The 17,352-nt window shown below is 67.2% G+C and carries 17 protein-coding genes; 13 read left to right on the forward strand and 4 right to left on the reverse strand.

The features are described 5' to 3' along the window. Positions 1-35: 35 nt before the first annotated feature. The 4 genes from VP06_RS15405 to VP06_RS15420 form a co-directional block, all read right to left on the reverse strand. Positions 36-1,316 carry an MFS transporter gene (locus tag VP06_RS15405; RefSeq protein WP_082167414.1) on the reverse strand — a complete coding sequence of 427 codons (1,281 nt, stop codon included), beginning with the start codon at positions 1,314-1,316 and terminating at the stop codon, positions 36-38. Between the two features lie 41 nt (positions 1,317-1,357). Then, entirely contained in the window at positions 1,358-2,524 is a 1,167-nt protein-coding gene (locus tag VP06_RS15410; protein ID WP_048464666.1) for an acetyl-CoA acetyltransferase, read from the reverse strand. 78 nt (positions 2,525-2,602) lie between these two features. Beyond that, positions 2,603-3,310: a 7-cyano-7-deazaguanine synthase QueC gene (gene queC / locus VP06_RS15415; RefSeq protein ID WP_048464667.1), complete on the reverse strand. Its 708-nt coding sequence runs from the start codon at positions 3,308-3,310 to the stop codon at positions 2,603-2,605. 103 nt (positions 3,311-3,413) lie between these two features. After that, complete coding sequence (locus VP06_RS15420) at positions 3,414-3,629, reverse strand: glycine zipper 2TM domain containing protein (protein ID WP_048464668.1); 216 nt, start codon at positions 3,627-3,629, stop codon at positions 3,414-3,416. Positions 3,630-3,857: 228 nt separating this feature from the next. On the opposite strand from VP06_RS15420, the gene rpsT reads away from it, so the two are divergent. From rpsT to VP06_RS15480, 13 genes are all read left to right on the forward strand, one after another. Continuing rightward, positions 3,858-4,133: a 30S ribosomal protein S20 gene (gene rpsT / locus VP06_RS15425; protein ID WP_048464669.1), complete on the forward strand. Its 276-nt coding sequence runs from the start codon at positions 3,858-3,860 to the stop codon at positions 4,131-4,133. A 177-nt stretch (positions 4,134-4,310) separates the two neighbouring features. After that, complete coding sequence (locus tag VP06_RS15430) at positions 4,311-5,849, forward strand: YifB family Mg chelatase-like AAA ATPase (RefSeq protein ID WP_048464670.1); 1,539 nt, start codon at positions 4,311-4,313, stop codon at positions 5,847-5,849. 257 nt (positions 5,850-6,106) lie between these two features. After that, positions 6,107-8,131, forward strand: a complete 2,025-nt coding sequence (locus VP06_RS15435; RefSeq protein ID WP_048464671.1) for an ATP-binding protein — start codon at positions 6,107-6,109, stop codon at positions 8,129-8,131. A 435-nt stretch (positions 8,132-8,566) separates the two neighbouring features. Further along, positions 8,567-9,799, forward strand: coding sequence for a tyrosine-type recombinase/integrase (locus tag VP06_RS15440; RefSeq protein ID WP_048464672.1), 1,233 nt, complete (start codon positions 8,567-8,569; stop codon positions 9,797-9,799). Further along, a complete protein-coding gene (locus VP06_RS36385) occupies positions 9,796-10,698 on the forward strand; it encodes a hypothetical protein (RefSeq protein ID WP_156295624.1) in 903 nt (300 codons plus the stop codon). Before VP06_RS15440 ends, VP06_RS36385 begins: the two co-directional genes overlap by 4 nt. Before the next feature lie 101 nt (positions 10,699-10,799). After that, positions 10,800-11,015, forward strand: coding sequence for a helix-turn-helix transcriptional regulator (locus VP06_RS15445; RefSeq protein WP_048464673.1), 216 nt, complete (start codon positions 10,800-10,802; stop codon positions 11,013-11,015). Between the two features lie 205 nt (positions 11,016-11,220). Then, positions 11,221-11,520: a hypothetical protein gene (locus VP06_RS15450; RefSeq protein WP_048464674.1), complete on the forward strand. Its 300-nt coding sequence runs from the start codon at positions 11,221-11,223 to the stop codon at positions 11,518-11,520. Next, complete coding sequence (locus tag VP06_RS15455) at positions 11,517-11,753, forward strand: hypothetical protein (RefSeq protein ID WP_048464675.1); 237 nt, start codon at positions 11,517-11,519, stop codon at positions 11,751-11,753. The genes VP06_RS15450 and VP06_RS15455 overlap by 4 nt, the downstream gene beginning before the upstream one ends. Next, entirely contained in the window at positions 11,750-13,900 is a 2,151-nt protein-coding gene (locus VP06_RS15460; protein WP_245291191.1) for an AAA family ATPase, read from the forward strand. The genes VP06_RS15455 and VP06_RS15460 overlap by 4 nt, the downstream gene beginning before the upstream one ends. A 422-nt stretch (positions 13,901-14,322) precedes the next feature. Continuing rightward, a complete protein-coding gene (locus VP06_RS15465; protein ID WP_048464676.1) occupies positions 14,323-14,991 on the forward strand; it encodes a recombinase family protein in 669 nt (222 codons plus the stop codon). A 278-nt stretch (positions 14,992-15,269) separates the two neighbouring features. Continuing rightward, positions 15,270-15,632, forward strand: coding sequence for a hypothetical protein (locus VP06_RS15470; protein ID WP_156295625.1), 363 nt, complete (start codon positions 15,270-15,272; stop codon positions 15,630-15,632). Further along, positions 15,632-17,059, forward strand: coding sequence for a hypothetical protein (locus tag VP06_RS15475; protein WP_048464678.1), 1,428 nt, complete (start codon positions 15,632-15,634; stop codon positions 17,057-17,059). Before VP06_RS15470 ends, VP06_RS15475 begins: the two co-directional genes overlap by 1 nt. Next, a complete protein-coding gene (locus VP06_RS15480; protein ID WP_048464679.1) occupies positions 17,056-17,334 on the forward strand; it encodes a hypothetical protein in 279 nt (92 codons plus the stop codon). The genes VP06_RS15475 and VP06_RS15480 overlap by 4 nt, the downstream gene beginning before the upstream one ends. Positions 17,335-17,352: the final 18 nt, after the last annotated feature.

A 17,352-nucleotide genomic window follows, 5' to 3' on the forward strand; every position in this document is an offset into this window, starting at 1 on the left:
GCGTTGGCAGGCCAACGCTTCGTCCGCTTAGTTTCTTATTCGATCGCAGATTTTTGCCGCCGAACCGGTGACCACTTCGGCGAAATCTGCTTAAGTGCGGGAATCCCTCGACCCGGATCGACGGGGCCGGTCGGCCCGAACACCGGCTCCCGCGGCGCGAACGCATAGATCGCCGTCGCGGCCAGCAGCGCCAGCCCATAGGCCAGGAACAGCCGGCCGTAGAGGGCATCGGGACCGAGCCCGCCGGGGTCCCGCACGAACACGGCCGACAGCCCCTGGATCGCCGCCGCCCCGCCCATGAACACGATGTTCATGACGGCGACGCCGCGCCCGAGGAGGTGGGCGGGGAAGAACCGCCGGCCATGGGCCATCAGGATGCCGTAGCTCAGGCCCGCCGCGCCGATCAGCGCCAGGAGCGCGACGGCGAGCGCGGTGGAGCCGCCGCCGACCAAGCCGAGGACCGACAGCGCCACGCCGGTGACGAGGCAGCCGGCAAAGGCCGTGCGCTTTGGGTCGCGCACCAGCCGCTCCAGCGGCCCGTACCCGATGGCGCCGGCCGCCATGGCGGCGCTCATGGCCAGCGTGCCGTTGCCGCGCTGGAGCGCGTCGAGGCCGTGGACGCTGCCGAGATAGGACCCGACCCAGAGCGACCGCGTCGCGATCACGACGGCGTAGCTCACGAACACGACCGGGAAGATCGGCCAGAGCGCCCGTATCCGGGCAATTTCGGCGAAGCCCCGCCAGACCGAGGTCTTTGGCGGATCGGCCAGACGCGGCGGATCCTCGATCAGCCACAGGATCAGCCCGGCCGCCGCCAGGGTGACGGCCGATAGCCCGAACAGGATCGTCCGCCAGCCGAAGGCGTGGCTCGCGAGCGCCAGCGGCGTGGAGCCCAGAAGGTCGCCCGAGGTGCCGAGCCCGATCATCAGCGAGGACAGCATGGCGAAGCGCTCAGGCGGATAGGACCGCCCGAACAGGTAGAGCCCGCCCATCAGGGCCGGCGCGCAGCCCAGCCCGATCAGCGCCATCGCGGCGGCGGCTCCGGCAAAGCCGTGCGCCAGGCCCAGGAGCCCGGCCCCGAAAGCCGCCAGCACCAGGAACCCCGCCACGGTGCGCCGCGGCCCGACCCGGTCGAGCAGGAGCCCGGTCGGTACCTGGCCGGCCGCGAAGGCCAGGAACCAGCCCGACGAGAGCAGCGCCAGGTCGGACGGCACGAGGCAGAGGTCGGGCCCGAGATCGGGCCCGACCATCGCCAGGAAGCCGCGGTCGAACTGGCTGATCGTGTAGGCGAGCAGCAGGACCAGGAACGCCGTCATCGTAGTAACGCCGTCATGGCCCTGCGATCCTCATGGATGGCTTACTTGATGCGCTCGAGCACGCTGACGTAGTTCGCCACCGCGACGCCGCCCATGTTGAACACGCCGGCGAGCGTCGCGTCCGGGATCTGCATGCCGCCGGCCTCGCCGCAGAGCTGCATGGCCGAGAGGGCGTGCATCGACACGCCGGTGGCGCCGATCGGGTGGCCCTTGGCCTTCAGCCCGCCGGAGGCGTTGACCGGCAGCTTGCCCTCCTTGGTGGTCCAGCCCTCGCGGATCGCGTCGGCGCCGCGGCCCTCCCGGGTCAGGCCCATCGCCTCGTATTCGATGAGTTCCGCGACCGTGAAGCAATCGTGGGTCTCGACCAGCGACAGGTCGTCGAGGGTGATGCCGGCCTGGGCCAGCGCCCGCGCCCAGGCGGTGGCGGCGCCTTCGAACTTCAGCACGTCGCGCTTCGACATCGGCAGGAAGTCCTGCGCATGGGCCGTGGCCCGGAAGGCGACGGCCCGGCGCATCCGCAGCGCGGTCTCGGTATCGGCCAGCACCAAAGCCGCGGCGCCATCCGAGACCAGCGAGCAATCGGTGCGCTTGAGCGGGCCGGCGACAAACGGGTTCTTGTCCGACTCGGTGCGGCAGAAGTCGAAGCCTAAGTCCTTGCGCATCTGCGCATAGGGGTTCTGGACGCCGTTCTGGTGGTTCTTGGCGGCGATCATCGCCAGCGCGTCGGACTGGTCGCCGTGGCGCTGGAAATAGGCGCCCGCGATGGTGCCGAACACGCCGGCGAAGCCCGCCGGGTTATCGCCGTCCTCGGGCAGATAGGAGGCTTTGAGCAGGGTGCGGCCGATCTCCGGGCCGGGGGTGCGGGTCATCTGCTCGACGCCGACCACCAGCACCACCCGGGCACGCTTGGCCTCGATGGTCTTGATGCCTTGGTGCACCGCCGCCGAACCGGTGGCGCAGGCATTCTCGACCCGGGTCGCCGGCTTGAAGCGGAACCCGTCATCGGCCTGGAGCACCAGGGCGGCGGTGAAATCCTGCGGGGTGAAGCCCGCATTGTAATGGCCGAGCACGATCTCGTCGACGTCCTGCGGGCCGATCCCCGCATGGGCCAGCGCCTCGTTCGTCACGCGGACGATCAGGCTCTCGACGGTCTCGGTATCGTGCTTGCCGAAGGGCGTGTGGCTCCAGCCGACGATGCAGGCGGTCATGCGTGTCTCCTCCCGTGTTCTGCCTTGGCGTGTTTGCGGCGCACTCTGCGCAACGGAAACGCGGCCGGCAAGCGCCGCTCACGCATCCTCGGCGCGGAACCGCGCATAGCCGGAGGCACGGAGCGCGCAGGCGGGGCAGGTGCCGCAGCCATGGCCCCAGGCATGCAGGGCGCCGCGCTCGCCGAGATAGCAGGTATGGCTCTCGCGCACGATCAGATCGACCAGGGCCTCGCCGCCGAGGTCGCGGGCGAGCCGCCAGGTCTCGGCCTTGTCGATCCACATCAGCGGCGTGTGCAGCACGAAGCGGCGCTCCATGCCGAGGTTCAGCGCCACCTGGAGCGCCTTGATCGTGTCGTCGCGGCAATCGGGATAGCCCGAAAAATCCGTCTCGCACATGCCGCCGACGATGTGGCGCAGGCCGCGCCGGTAGGCGAGGGCGGCCGCGAAGGTCAGGAAGACGAGGTTGCGGCCCGGCACGAAGGTGTTGGGCAGGCCCCCCGCCTCCATGGCGATGGCGGTCTCGCGGGTCAGTGCGGTCTCCGAGACCTCGCCGAGGGCGCTCAAGGACAGGGTATGGTCCTGGCCGAGGCGCGCGGCGAAAGCCGGCACGATCCGGGTCATCGCGGTGCGCAGGCTCGCCCGGCATTCCAGCTCGATCCGGTGACGCTGGCCGTAATCGAAGCCGAGGGTCTCGACATGGGCGAACCGGTCGAGAGCCCAGGCGAGGCAGGTAGCGGAATCCTGTCCACCGGAGAACAGGACCAGGGCGCCGTCGGGGGACGTCATGCGGGCTCCACGCGAGAAGGGCGGCCCCGCTGCCGCGGAGCCGCCCCCTTATAGGCCCGAGGTGCCGGCGCGGCCTATCGGGCGCTGCCCCCGGCCCTCGCGCCTACTGGCCCTGCGCCTGGCTCGCCTTCTTGTTGGCGTTGTGGTGCCCGACCGCGCATCCGGCCGCGGCGCCGGCCTTGCCGTGGCCGACCGCCTTGCCGGCGAGCCCGCCGACGATGGCGCCCTTGATGCAGCCCTTGGCTTCGGCCTGATGCGGGATCGCGACGGCCGAGACCGCAAGGAGGCCGGCGGCGAGGAGGGACGCGGAACGGATCATGGGACTCTCCCGTGGCTTTGTCAGATCCTCAACCAGTGGCGGGGCAGACCGTTCCGAAGCCGGCTCGTGGTCTGCCGTTGACGATCCGCCCGGTCGCGTCTATAGACCGCGGCTCGCGGACCTGCGGGCTTTCGCCCGGCGGGTTGCCCGTGCTTCCATGCCCTGACACGCGACGCCACGATCCCGCCGGGATCGCTCGGGCCTCGCTTTTTTGAATGAGGAACGCCGATGGCCAACACCGTGTCGGCCAAGAAGATGACCCGCAAGATTGCCAAGCGCACGGCAATCAACCGCTCGCGCCGCAGCCGCATGCGGACCTACATCCGCAAGGTCGAGGAGGCGATCGCCTCGGGCGATCACGGTAGCGCCCTGACCGCTCTGCGCAGCGCCGAGCCGGAGATCATGCGCGCCTCCCAGAAGGGGATCGTGCACAAGAACACCGCCTCGCGGAAGGTCTCGCGCCTCGCCGCCCGCGTGAAGGGCCTCCAGGCCGCCCAGGCGTAACGCGCCGTCCCCGAGGGGTCGCGCCGGCCGAGGTCCTGCGCTCCGAAGGTTGAGAGGAAATGGCCCGGCTCCAGCCGGGCTTTTTCGTGTCTGGAACGCGCAATTGCGGTTCTGGGTTGTGCCGCGGCGATCCGCGAACTAACGTTGCGGTAGATCGCCAGCCCGAAGGCCGTCCCCATGGTCACCCGCGTCGCCACCGTCGCCTTCGAGGGGATCGAGGCGCGCGCCGTCGACGTGCAGGTGCAGATCACCCCCGGCGCCGTGGCGTTCACGGTGGTCGGGCTGCCCGACAAGGCGGTGGCGGAATCCCGCGAGCGGGTGCGCTCGGCGCTGATCGCCTCGGGCCTGGCGCTGCCGGCCAAGCGCATCACCGTCAACCTCGCCCCCGCCGACCTGCCGAAGGAAGGCTCCCATTACGATCTGCCGATCGCGCTCGGGATGATGTGCGCCATCGGTGCCCTGCCGGCGGATGCGCTCTCGGGCTATTGCGTGCTCGGCGAACTGGCGCTCGACGGCAGCCTCACGGCAGTGGCCGGCGTGCTGCCGGCGGCGATGGCGGCCAATGCCCGGGGCTTGGGCCTGATCTGCCCGGCGGCGAGCGGCCCCGAGGCCGCCTGGGCCGCCGGCGACATGGACGTGCTGGCACCGCGCTCGCTGATCCAACTCGCCAACCACTTCAAGGGTACCCAGGTGATGGCCCGCCCGGTGCCGGCCGTGGCCGCCCCCGCCGGCGCGCTGCCGGACCTGCGCGAGATCAAGGGCCAGGAGGGCGCCAAGCGGGCGCTGGAGATCGCGGCGGCGGGCGCCCACAATCTTCTGATGAACGGCCCGCCCGGGGCCGGCAAGTCGATGCTCGCCGCCCGGCTGCCCTCGATCCTGCCGCCGCTCGGGCCCCGTGAATTGCTCGAAGTCTCGATGATCCAGTCGGTGGCGGGCACGCTGAAGGACGGCGCGCTGTCGAACCGCCGGCCGTTCCGGGCACCGCACCACTCAGCTTCGATGGCCGCTTTGGTCGGTGGCGGCGTCGGCGCCCGCCCCGGCGAGGTATCGCTGGCCCATGGCGGCGTGCTCTTCCTCGACGAGCTGCCCGAGTTCAACGGCCAGGTGCTCGATTCCCTGCGCCAGCCGCTGGAGACCGGAACCGTCATGATCGCCCGGGCCAACCACCGGGTGACCTACCCGGCCCGGTTTCAGCTCGTTGCGGCGATGAATCCGTGCCGCTGCGGCCAGGCGACGGAGCCGGGCTTCGCCTGTCGGCGCGGGCCCAACGAGCGCTGCGTCGCGCAATACCAGGCCCGGCTCTCCGGCCCGCTCATCGACCGGATCGATCTCCAGATCGAGGTGCCCGCGGTCACCGCCGCCGACCTGATCCTGCCGCCGCCGGACGAGGGCTCGGCGGAGGCCGCGGCCCGAGTTGCGGCGGCCCGGATCGTGCAGGAGCGGCGTTATGCCGAGGCCGGCCAGCCCGCCGGCACCACCAATGCCTCGTGCCCGGCGACGCTGATCGAGGAGGCGGCCCGGCCCGACGCGGAAGGCATGGCGCTGATCCGCGACGCCGCCGACGCGATGCGGCTCTCCGCCCGCGGCTTCCACCGGGTCTTGCGCGTCGCCCGGACCCTCGCCGATCTCGACGGCGAAGCCCGGGTGCGGCGGCTTCATCTCGCCGAGGCCCTGTCCTACCGCAGCCGCGCGGACCGGCGCTCGGCCGCGGCGTGATACGATCTCCTGTCCCTGATGGATGGCCGGACGATCACGTCCGGACGCCGCATCGTCAGCCAGCGCGGCGCTTGAGCGAAGCCGAAATCCGCATTGCGAAGCCATCGATCGGATGGCGGACGACACGGGTGGTTGCCGAACCGTTACGGCCACCGATCGAATCGCCCGGGTCGGCCGAACCTCCAGCTAAGTGACTTTCCCAACTCATCTTTCAGCTCCCTCCGCCACACCATGGGACGGATGCTGGAGGATGCGGAATGGTGTGGCTCTGCGCAGTGATCGGTCTCGCCGCCGCGCTTGCCTGGCTCGCGGCGCGCTGGTCCGGCCATCGTCGGAGCGAGAGCCGGCGCGAGGGCGAGGTCGAGCGCCTGCACGATCTCGTCTGGCGCACCTCCGAGAGCGAGGAGCGCTACCGCAGCCTGGTCGAGGCGCAGATCGAACTCGTCGTCCAGCGGGATACCAAGGGGCGCATCACCTTCGCCAACCAGGGTTTCGCCGCCCTCCTCGGCACCACCCCCGACGCGCTCCTGGGCACCACCCGGGAGGCCGAGGTGGTCGAGCGGGGCGAGATGCGCCAGCGCCCCGATGGGGCCCGTCTGGTCGATCTCGCGATCCTGCCCGCCGGGGGCGGTCCCCTGCGCTGGTTCGCCTTCGTGGAGACCGTGACCGTCGGGCGCAACGGTCGGGCCGAGGTGCTGCGGGCCGGCCGCGACGTCACCGAGCGGGTCGAATCCGCCCGCTCCCTTGAGGAAGCCCGCAGCCGGGCCGAGGCCGCGAGCGTGGCGAAGTCACGGTTCATCGCCAGCGTCAGCCACGAGTTCCGCACGCCGCTCAACGGCATCATGGGGATGGCCGACCTGATGCTCGACACGCCCCTGAGCCCCGAGCAGCGCACCTATGCCGAGGCGGTGAAGACCTCCGGCGAGGCGCTGCTGTCGCTCATCGACGGCATCCTCGACTTCTCGAAGATCGAGGCAGGCCGCCTCGACCTCGCGGCGGAGCCGTTCGACCCGGCGGCCCTGGTCGAAAGCGTCGTCGAGCTGCTGGCGCCCCGCGCCCAGGACAAGGGCCTGGAGATCGCCGCCGACATCGAGGCGCTGCCGGCCCAGTTGATCGGCGATGCCGATCGGGTTCGCCAGATCCTGATCAACCTCGCCGGCAACGCGGTGAAGTTCACGGAGGCCGGCGGCGTCGGCGTGACGGCGTCCTGGGGGGCGGAGGGGCTGACGGTCGCTGTGCACGATACCGGGCCGGGCATCCCGGAGGAGCGCCTGCCGATCCTGTTCCAGGAATTCGAGCAGGGCGACGGCAGCGCCAGCCGCCGGCACGAGGGCACCGGCCTCGGCCTCGCCATCACCCGGCGCCTCGTCGACCGCATGGGCGGCCGGCTCGACGTCACGTCGCGGCCCGGGGAGGGGAGCTGCTTCCGGGTCCATCTGCCTTTGAGCCCGGTTCCCGATCGGGATCGGCCCCAGGCGCCGAGCCTCGCCGGGCAGCGCGTCCTGGTGGTGGCGGCCGCAGCTTTCGAGGCGCCCTACATTGCCCGCCGCCTCGGCCGGGCCGGCGCCGAGGCCGTGGTGGTCGAGACCGCCGACGAGGCGGCGGCAATCCTCTCCACCGACACGTTCGATGCGGTCATCGCCGACCGGGCGTTGGGAGACGCTGCGGTGCGCGGGATTGCCGCCGCGGCCCGGCAGGCGGGGGTGAGTCGCAGCATCGTGCTGCTGTCGCCCTTCGACCGGCGCGATTTCGGTTCGCCGGCGGCGGCTGGCTTCGACCGCTACCTGATCAAGCCGGTGCGCCTGAGCTCCCTCCTCGCCCGTCTGGCGGAGCCGACGCCGCCGCCCACCCGCGCGCCGAGCGTCCAGGAGGACGCCCTGCGGCCCTCCGCGCGGCGACCGCGGGTGCTGCTGGCCGAGGACAACCCGATCAACGCGCTGTTGGCCACCAAGGCCCTCGAACGTCTCGGCGCCACCGTGCTGTGGGCCCGTGACGGCGCAGAAGCCGTGGCACGGTTGCAGGAGGCGGCGGGCTCCGCGACGCGGTTCGACCTTGCCCTCGTCGATATCCGGATGCCGATCCTCGACGGCCTCGAAGCGGCGCGGCAGATGCGCGCCCATGAGGCGGCCCACGGGCTGCCGCGCCTGCGCCTCGTGGCGCTGACCGCCAACGTCCAGGCGGAGGACCAAGCCGCCGCCCTCGCGGCCGGGTTCGACAGCTTCCTGTCGAAGCCCCTCGACCTCAAGGCCCTGCCGCCGCTTCTCGAGGCGGAGGCGGCGTGAAGGAAGCTGGACTGTGCCGCGGGCCGCGGGAGTTCCAGCCTGCCGATGTCCCGGATGCGCGAGACGAAAGCCGAGCGACTCCATCTCGATGGAGAGCATGAAAGCCTCGAATGCTTATGTTTCTAGATCAACATTATAAAACAAAGAACTTGAATATGCTCTATTTCTTGAGGGTAGAACGACTCAATGTATCTCAGTGAGAATATTCATTGCTTGGTGCGGACGGCGGGACTCGAACCCGCACGACCAGAGGTCGCAAGATTTTAAGAACTGTGATGGGGGCTAACACAGCCTCACAGTGGATCCCATCACCCGGCCTCAAACCCCTTGCAGCACTTAGCTTTCTTGTCGGATAGCGCCACTCAGGGTAACACTGTCAAGCACGCCTTAACGGGCATTTTGGCATACCCCCGTGTTACCCCTGGAGCGCATCTCGTGACAGCGAAGGTGCTCACCGTGCAGAGCGTAGAACGCCACAAGCCGAACCCTGAGCGGCGGCTTGAGATCCCGGACGCGACGCTGCCAGGTTTCTACTTGGTCGTGCAGCCGAGCGGGGCGAAGTCGTGGGCGGTGCGCTACCGCATCAACGGGCAGCCCCGGAAGTACACCATCGGCGCATATCCGCTGTTCGACCTGGGAGCAGCGCGAGCCCGCGCCCGCGAAGCCTTGCAGATGGTCGCCGTCGGGCGTGATCCCTACGTGGAGAAGAAGGCAGCCTCCGCTGCGGCTCGCGTCGCCGAGAAAGATCGCGTCGCGCACGTCGCGACGATCTATGTGGACCGGCATCTTAAGCCGAATGCGAAGCCGGGCTACGCTGAGACTGCTGCAGCGCTGATCACCAACCACGTGCTGCCACGCTGGGGCGAGCGCCGGATCGGCGATATTGGTCGCGCGGATGTCGTCGCGTTGATCGATGGCCTCACCGACAAGGGTATGACTACCGGCGCCAACCGCGTCTTTGCTACCACAAGGGCGATGTTCAACTTCGCGCTCGCACGTGGGATGATCCCGACCACGCCGTTTCTCGGCCTCAAGCCGCCGCTGGCGGAGACGAGCCGGGATCGCGTGCTGACCGACGCCGAGGTCAGGCTTGTGTGGAAGGCGGCGGAGGCGGTCGGCTACCCGTTCGGCCCAATGGTCCAACTGCTCCTCCTCACCGGCCAGCGGCGCGATGAGGTCGGCAAGATGGTCTGGCCGGAGCTGGAGGGCTCGGTCTGGACCATCCCGGCCGTGCGCACGAAGAACTCGCTGGAGCATGTCGTGCCGCTGTCGCCGCAGGCTCGCGCGATCCTCGACGCAGCCCCCCGCATCGCAGGCTCTGGCTTCGTCTTAACGCGGAGCGGCACCACGCCAGCAGCGGACTACTCCGCCGGAAAGAAGCGCCTGGACGCCGTCATGGTGGAGATCGCCACGACGGAGGCGGTCCAGCAGGGGAGGGACCCTAAGACCGTCAGCGTGCCGCCCTGGCGCCTCCACGATCTGCGCCGCACCTGCAGCTCGGGCATGGCACGGCTCAAGGTCACCCCGCACGTTATCGAAGCGGTGCTGAACCACCGCTCTGGGACAATCAGCGGCGTCGCCGCTGTCTATAACCGCTACGCTTACCTCGACGAGAAGCGGGCGGCGCTAGAGGTGTGGGCGCAGCATATCGCGAGGCTTGCAGAATGAGCCGTTTGCCAGAAAGCAGCTTCGGACCATTCAAAGAACAGCTGCTCCTGATCGCGAAATCGACATTGGGTGAGGCGCCAAGTAGCCGAGCAGGGATGGTGAGGGCGATCCTGAAGCATAGCATCTTCAATGAATTCTCGGCTCTTCGGCCTGATATTCCATTTGAGTTGGTTTCTGAGTCAGAGATATTCGAGGCTGCTTATTCGGATGCGAGCGGTGTTGAATACTTTCAAGGGTGGCTTCAGGACGAATGCGAAGATATCAATCGTACAATCGATCTTCTAGCGCTGCATCTTGCCAAGCAGGCGGAGGCGGGGGCGGATTGGCGGGCCGCTCACGATGCATTTCAGAGTGGAAGACTCGCCAATCAGCTGCGTAGTGCTTTCATATCGGCCGCCAAATCAAAGTGCGATTGGATATCTTGCAGCGACACCAGGCCAGAATTTCACAATCGCTGGATCAATGATTTTATTAGCTTCGGACCAGAAGTTAAACCATTCGAAATCCAAGCTAAACGCCTATCGGCCATCAAGTGGATATGCGCACAGCCATGGTACGCATCCTGCGTGCCTAATGCTATGCAGTGCATTCTTTTTCATTCAGATCTTGAGCCAAGAAAACAAATATCACTAACACATAAATACAGGGTTATGGCTCAAGAGAATATTGGTAAAAATGGCGTGGGTCGTCCGCCAGGATCGGGTCTCGCCGATCATGATCTTCGATTGTGCCTGGAAATAGATGCCCTTCTAGAGAGTGGTAAAGCTGGAAATGTTGGAGACGCTATCATTGCCCTCGATAGGGATGGCAAGATCCGAGGCGCCGAAACGTACCGTAGGCGACGCTTGGCCGATCGGTACAACAAAGAACACAGAGGGCGTGGTAAGGCCCTGCGGTGAAATGCGGAAAAACGCGGCGTCAGTTATTCCGCGTTTAAAAGCAATGACTTAGCCAAACATCTGATCATGATGGCGAGCGTCCCCTAACGAGGAGCGACGCGATGCCACTTGATAAGACTAGCCAAGCAGGCGAGCTGCTGCCGGCGCTCCACGTGCGCCAGCGGTACAATATCAGCGACATGACACTCTGGCGCTGGGAGAAAGATCCCAAGCTGAGTTTCCCTGCGCCCATCCGCATCAACGGTCGCCGTTACTGGCGTCTGACTGAGCTTCAGAGCTTTGAACTTCGTCAGTCCTCGCAGCGGGAGGCCGCGTAACGCTTATGGCTATGAACGTCGAAGCCCGCGCGGCGGTGGCACGCCGGCGGGCCTCGGAAAGTGTCTGCGTAGCGGCTGACCTCTCCGAAGTAGCGCAAATTGCCTCGCAAATCCAGATCCGGCGTATCCTTAGCCGGGTCGATTTCAGCCCCGAACTGGCTCGCGTCGCTGCGGAGCTGGCGTTCGCCACAATCGGGAGGCGTGCATGAGCGCCCCCACCCCCACGCTCCAACCGGGCGATAAGTTCGGGCCCTGGGCCGACGGGCTGAGCACGGCCGAGCGGCGCGCACGGCTCAGGTGCTTGCGAGCCATCGTGCACCTCGTCTGCGGCACTCACGGCGCCGATCTGGCCGCGACGCTTGAGCAGGCGGAATACGATGCGGAAGCTCTCCGGCGCTCTGTCGATGAATTGGGGCGGCTCGCCTCTCTGGATCGCCGGAAGGTGCTGATGACATTCGCGATGCTGCACCGCCGGTCCGCGCAGAACCGTGGGAGCGAGCCATGAACGCGCCCCTCCGGAACACCGATCACATCGCCCACGGCAGCCCCGAGATGCTGCGCGAGAGCGCGGCAGAGTGCTTGAGTATGGTCAACTTCTACACCGGCATGGCCGTCGACTACGCGGCTGCCACCGATGATGTTGGGCTCAACTATGCGACCCGCCAAGCCGTCGCCGCTATGCGCCAAGCCATCGGCATCCTAGGGGTGCTTCGTGCCACGCAGGAGGCCCGGCGATGACTGCGGCTTTCCAAGTAGAGGCTCCTTCCCTGCCGGCGGCGCTCGCGCCCATGATGGCTGAGCGCCGGTGGCTGGTGTGGAAGTGGGAGCCCGATCCGAAGTCGGGCAAGCCGACGAAGGTGCCCTACCGTGCCGGTGCGCCGGACCGCCGCGCTGCCAGTGATAGCCCTGCTACATGGGGAGACTTCGCTGGTGCAGCGCGGGCCGTAGCCGAGGGCAACGCGGACGGCATTGGCTACGCCCTGATGGGAAGCGAGATCGCGGCCTTCGATCTGGACGACTGCCGCGATCCCGCGACCGGCCGCATCGACCGGTGGGCCCTCGACCTTATCGAGCGAGCCGGCAGCTACGTCGAGGTGACCGTCAGCGGCAGCGGACTGCGCATTCTCGGCCGCGCCGGTGGTGATCACATCCACCGTAACCAGGCGGTGCCGAATTCGGACGGCGCAAGGCTTGAGACGTACCGCCGGGCTAAGCGGTTCATAGTCGTCACCGGCAACGTGCTTGAGGAAGCATCCGGCGAGCTGGCAGATATCGACACTCTGATTGACGAGATGGTGTCGAGCCTCGACGCCTCGGCGAAGGCCGAGAAGGAGCGGCAGCGGGCGGAGCGTGACCGTGAGCAGCGCCAACAAAGGACGCAGAACAGCGCCGGTTACGATCACTGGTTCGAGCGATCTGAGGGGCTGCCGCGCGAGCTGGAGAAGCTGATCCGGTATGGCGCCCCCGAAACCGAGCGCAGCGACCAGTTCCACCATGTCGTCGGATGGCTGAAAGACCGCGGTTGGTCAGCCGGCGAAATCGAGGTCAAACTTGCAGCTCACCCGGACGGCATCGCCGAGAAGTACCAGGGGCGGCTTTGGCGCGAGGTGGAGCGATCGTTCGGCAAGACCGATGGACCGCGCGAGCGCGCCCAGTTCGGCGAGCGCCGAGAGGCGCGCCACGGCGGCGCACGTCAGGCTGAGCCGCCACAGCCAATCGAACTCCATTGGCACGGTGAGGCCGACCCGAACGCCGATCGGGCGTGGCTGATACGTCACCTCGTATTCGAGACCGGCAAGGGGCTGGTGGCGGGACAGTGGGGTGCCGGGAAGACCTTCGGCGTGCTCGATATGAGCGGGTCCGTGATGACCGGCGAGCCGTTCGCCGGCCGTAAGGTGATGCGCACCGGCGGCGTGCTGTTCATTGCGCCGGAGGGTGCCTTCGAGATCCCGGTTCGACTCCGGGGCGTCGTTGAGGGCAAGCTGCGGGGCGCTTCGATGGCTCGGGCTGCCGCGGGCGGTTCCCCGATCGATCCGGACAACCTGCCGTTCGTGTGGATCGAGGAATGCCCGCCGCTTACCAAGGCCGGCAGCCTCGACCGGCTGATTGCAACCGCAAAGACCGCCGCGGCTGAGATGGACCGCCGGTTCGGTGTGCCCATCGTTCTGGTGGTGATCGACACCGTGGCTGCCGGTGCCGGGTTCGAGGACGAGAACAGCGCATCCGAGACGCAGAAGGTGATGGACGCCATGGGGGCGCTAAGCCGGGAAACCGGCGCGTTCGTCCTCGGTGTCGATCACTTCGGCAAGGTGTCAGAGACGGGTACCCGCGGATCGTCGGCAAAGGAGGCAGCAGCCGATGTGGTGCTCGCGATGCTGGCGACCCGCAGCGAGGCTGGGGAGATCAGCAATACCCGTATGGCGGTGCGCAAAGTCCGCGGCGCCCGGAGCGGGTATGAGATCCCGTACAACCTGGAAGTCGTCACCCTCGGCGTCGACCAGGACGACGAGCCGGTAACGACGTGCATCGTCACGTGGCAGACGCAGGCGGAGCAGGCCCCGCAGCCGACGAAGGCGAAGGAACGATGGCCGCAGTCCTTGCGCGTGTTCCGGACAGCCTTGAGCACGGTGCTGATCGATGACGGTAAGGATGCTTGGCCGTTCGGCAGCGAGGGGCCGAAGGTGCTCGCCGCTCGCGTCAGCGCCCTGAGGGATGAGTTCTGCCGCGCCTACCCGGTGTCGGGCGAGACCGCCGAGAAGCAGGCTGATGCCAAGCGCAAGGGGTTCGCTCGTGCGCTCAAGGCCGCGATGGACCGGGGCCTGATCGCTACCCGTGAAATCGGGGGCGTGGACCACGTCTGGCAGGTCCCGGACGGACAGGAATGACCGCCCCCACGGACACCGGACAAACAGGACACTCTCTTAGAGATCGTGTCCTGTCCGTCCGGTTTGTCCGGTTTCTGGACATCTCGGACATCCGGGACGTTTGTCCGCTTTGTCCGGTTTGTCCGGCACGTCGAGGGCGCCCTGAGAGGTAATTGGCGCGGTCTTCGGCGCCGCTTGGCAGTGCGGATGAATATCGACAGCTTGGTTTTGGCGCGATACGCCCACAGTGGCAAAATGGAGCGCCGTCCAAGTAGCTGAGTTTCGGCGATAGGTCTGAAATCAAGGCCGCTGAGTTCGAGGGCGGCACGGGTTTAATCTCATATCGGGCAGCGCGACCAATGGGCAGCGCCGCTTCATACTTGACACGAGGCGCACGCATTACATAATGCTCAACGAACGTCGAGCAATCCGTAAGGCCCGCCATGGCGACCGGCAATTTCGTCAGCTACAGCAGAGTGAGCACTGCGAAGCAGGGCCGCAGCGGGCTCGGCCTGGAGGCCCAGCGCGAGGCAGTGGCGCGCTACCTCAACGGCGGCCGGTGGAAGCTCGTGGGCGAGTTCGTCGAGGTGGAGTCCGGACGGCGCTCGGACCGGCCTGAGCTTGCCAAGGCCGTCGCCGTCTGCCGGCTCTACGGCGCCCGGCTCATCGTCGCGAAGCTGGACCGCCTGTCCCGCGACCCGGGGTTCCTTCGCGATCTGGAGCGCTCAGGCATCGACTTCGTGGCCGCCGACATGCCGGACGCCAACCGCCTCACGGTGGGCATCATGGCGCTTGTGGCGGAGCAGGAGCGGGAGGCCATCTCCGCCCGCACGAAGGCCGCTCTGCAGGCCGCTAAGGCCCGCGGGAAGGTGCTCGGCGGTTACCAGGGGCACAGCTTCACCGACGCAGAACACGAGGCCGCAGCGCGTGCCCGCCGTGCCAAGAGCGAAGCACAGGCCGTCCGGCTCGGCCCTGTGATCGCTGAATTGCAGATTGCGGGCATCACGTCGGCATACGGGCTCGCCAAGGCGCTGAACGAGCGGGGCATCCCTACCCCGCGGGGTAGCACTTGGCAGGCCGTGCAGGTGCAGCGGGTCCTGAAGCAGCTCTGACTGTTATCCAGAGTTATACAATAATACTCTGTGATGTCTATTGATATTGCATCGTTTATTAGGGCTATTGCCCTACTAACCGCTTGCAAGCTGGATTGAGATTGGCGATATAATCCGGCATGCTGTTCAGGCCGCTCATGCGGTCACTACATCCGCGGGCCGTTTCCTTGAGGGTGCCGCGCCCCATCCGACAACGGTAACTTCGGCTCCGCGGCCTGCACTTGCATCGAGGGCGGTCAAGCCGAGGAAGGGCGCACCGATCTTCTGGAGCTACGACGTTGCCCACCTCGGTTCATCACCGGAACGCACTCTCCAACGGCTCGCGGCTTCACGTGCGTCACGTCGATGCTCGCACGGAGGAGGGGAGGCGGCTTGCCGACCTCATCCACGACCTGACCGAGGAGCGTGGCGGCCCGAAGGCCGTCACCATCGTGCAGCAGCAGGCTATCCGCCGCTACGCTCAGCTCGCAGTCGAGTGCGAGAGCCTGGAGGCGGACCGTGCCGCCGGCAAGCCGATCGATGCCGAAGGCTACGGCCAACTCGCTGACCGGATGGACAGGCAGTCCCGCCGCATGGGGCCGGTCAAGTCGAGCCGAGCGCTGAGCGCCCGCGAGATTGCCGCCGCCAGGAGGAAGCCCTGATGAAGCGCCTGCTGACGATGCGCGACGCCATCGAAGACCCGGACGTGTTTGGCACCATCCTGTCGGGGGAGAGTTGGGACGCATGGCGAGCGCTTCTCATCGCGTCGCAGGGCGAGCCGCTGACCAACGACGAACGCGCCATCTTCACCACCCTCACCGGACGCGACAGGGAGCCCGTGGAGCCCGTCGAGGAGCTTTGGGCCATCGTGGGCCGGCGCGGCGGCAAAACCCGCGCTATGAGCGTCCTGGCGGCCTATTTCGCGGTGCTGGTTGACTGGTCCGAGGTGCTGGCGCCCGGTGAGCGCGGATCGCTCCCCCTCATGGCCGCGTCCACCTACCAGGCCACCAAGGCGTTCAGCTACATCGGCGGAATCTTCGAGCACGTTCCGGCCTTCCGGGATCACGAGATCAACCGCACGTCCGAGATGCTGAGCACGAACACGGGCGTGGACATCGAAGTCCGCCCGGCCAACTTCCGCACGGCCCGCGGCGGCACCCTAGTGGCCGCGCTCTGCGATGAGCTTGCCTTCTGGCGCAACGAGAACAGCAAGAACCCGGACAAGGAGATCCTGGACGCGCTCCGGCCCGGTCTCGGCACGACCGGCGGCCCGCTCATCATCATCAGCAGCCCCTACGCCAAGCGAGGCGAACTGTACGGGGCCTATCGCAAGGACTTCGGCCAGAAGGGCGACCCGGCGGTGCTGATCGCAAAGGCGCCGAGCCGCACCCTCAACCCGAAGCTATCAGAGAAGGTCGTCGCCCGCGCCTATGAGCGCGACTCGGCGTCCGCCAAGGCAGAGTACGGCGCCGAGTTCAGGGAGGATCTGGAAGACTTCGTATCGAGCGAGGTTGTAGACGCCTGCACCGCCTCCGGTGTGAGCGAGCTTCCGGCCGGCGAGCGGGTCAAATACTTCGCCTTTGTCGATCCGGCTGGCGGCTCCGGCCAGGACAGCATGACGCTTGCCATAGCACACGACGAGAAGGGCACTATCGTGGTCGACCGGGTGCTAGAGAAGGCGCCGCCGTTCTCGCCAGAGGCCACGGTCGAGGAATTCGCCCTGGTGCTCAAGTCCTACCGGGTCGGCGTGGTCGTGGGCGACCGATGGGGCGGCGAGTGGCCCCGCGAGGCATTCCGCAAGAACAATATTCGCTATGACTTGGCCGAAATGTCCAAGTCAGAGATATATCAGGCTGCACTTCCCCGTCTAAACAGTAAGACCGTCCGACTTCTCGACATCGCAAGGCTCAAGTCGCAACTATGCAATCTTGAGCGCCGCACCTCGCGCGGCAGCCGGGACAGCATCGATCATCCGCCGGGCGAGCACGACGACGTTGCCAACGCCGTGTGCGGGGTGATCGCGCAGCCGCCCCGCGGTTTCCGGTACGGGATGCTCGACGTTGTGGCTCGCAACGAGATGATGACGTGAGCAGGCCTCTCGTGCTCATCCCGTGGGACCGCGACGAGGCAATCACGGTCACCCAAGCCGCCTACATCGCCAAGAAGACGACCGTGACCATGCGCGATTGGGCGGCCAAGCATCACATCGGCCGGCGCGTTGGCGGCGGTTCGTGGATGATTTCGCAACCCGCCTTGCTGATGCTTCTCGACGGTGACGACGCCGCGCTTGCGTCCTACCTCGGCGGCGATCGGTACGGCCCGGCTGTTCGGCCCTATTTCGTCCGTTGTGGGCTGCTGACATAATCGCCGGAATAGACGGAA

The organism is Methylobacterium aquaticum (assembly GCF_001043915.1).
Taxonomy (GTDB): domain Bacteria; phylum Pseudomonadota; class Alphaproteobacteria; order Rhizobiales; family Beijerinckiaceae; genus Methylobacterium; species Methylobacterium aquaticum.

Excerpts from the sequence above, each read along its gene's own strand:
- VP06_RS15430 (WP_048464670.1), top strand. The coding sequence starts at position 4,311 with ATGGTCACCCGCGTCGCCACCGTCGCCTTCGAGGGGATCGAGGCGCGC.
- VP06_RS15460 (WP_245291191.1), top strand. The coding sequence starts at position 11,750 with ATGACTGCGGCTTTCCAAGTAGAGGCTCCTTCCCTGCCGGCGGCGCTC.
- rpsT (WP_048464669.1), top strand. The coding sequence starts at position 3,858 with ATGGCCAACACCGTGTCGGCCAAGAAGATGACCCGCAAGATTGCCAAG.
- VP06_RS15445 (WP_048464673.1), top strand. The coding sequence starts at position 10,800 with ATGCCACTTGATAAGACTAGCCAAGCAGGCGAGCTGCTGCCGGCGCTC.
- VP06_RS15410 (WP_048464666.1), bottom strand. The coding sequence starts at position 2,524 with ATGACCGCCTGCATCGTCGGCTGGAGCCACACGCCCTTCGGCAAGCAC.
- VP06_RS15465 (WP_048464676.1), top strand. The coding sequence starts at position 14,323 with ATGGCGACCGGCAATTTCGTCAGCTACAGCAGAGTGAGCACTGCGAAG.
- VP06_RS15420 (WP_048464668.1), bottom strand. The coding sequence starts at position 3,629 with ATGATCCGTTCCGCGTCCCTCCTCGCCGCCGGCCTCCTTGCGGTCTCG.
- VP06_RS15450 (WP_048464674.1), top strand. The coding sequence starts at position 11,221 with ATGAGCGCCCCCACCCCCACGCTCCAACCGGGCGATAAGTTCGGGCCC.
- VP06_RS15475 (WP_048464678.1), top strand. The coding sequence starts at position 15,632 with ATGAAGCGCCTGCTGACGATGCGCGACGCCATCGAAGACCCGGACGTG.
- VP06_RS36385 (WP_156295624.1), top strand. The coding sequence starts at position 9,796 with ATGAGCCGTTTGCCAGAAAGCAGCTTCGGACCATTCAAAGAACAGCTG.
- VP06_RS15435 (WP_048464671.1), top strand. The coding sequence starts at position 6,107 with ATGGTGTGGCTCTGCGCAGTGATCGGTCTCGCCGCCGCGCTTGCCTGG.
- queC (WP_048464667.1), bottom strand. The coding sequence starts at position 3,310 with ATGACGTCCCCCGACGGCGCCCTGGTCCTGTTCTCCGGTGGACAGGAT.
- VP06_RS15455 (WP_048464675.1), top strand. The coding sequence starts at position 11,517 with ATGAACGCGCCCCTCCGGAACACCGATCACATCGCCCACGGCAGCCCC.
- VP06_RS15405 (WP_082167414.1), bottom strand. The coding sequence starts at position 1,316 with ATGACGGCGTTCCTGGTCCTGCTGCTCGCCTACACGATCAGCCAGTTC.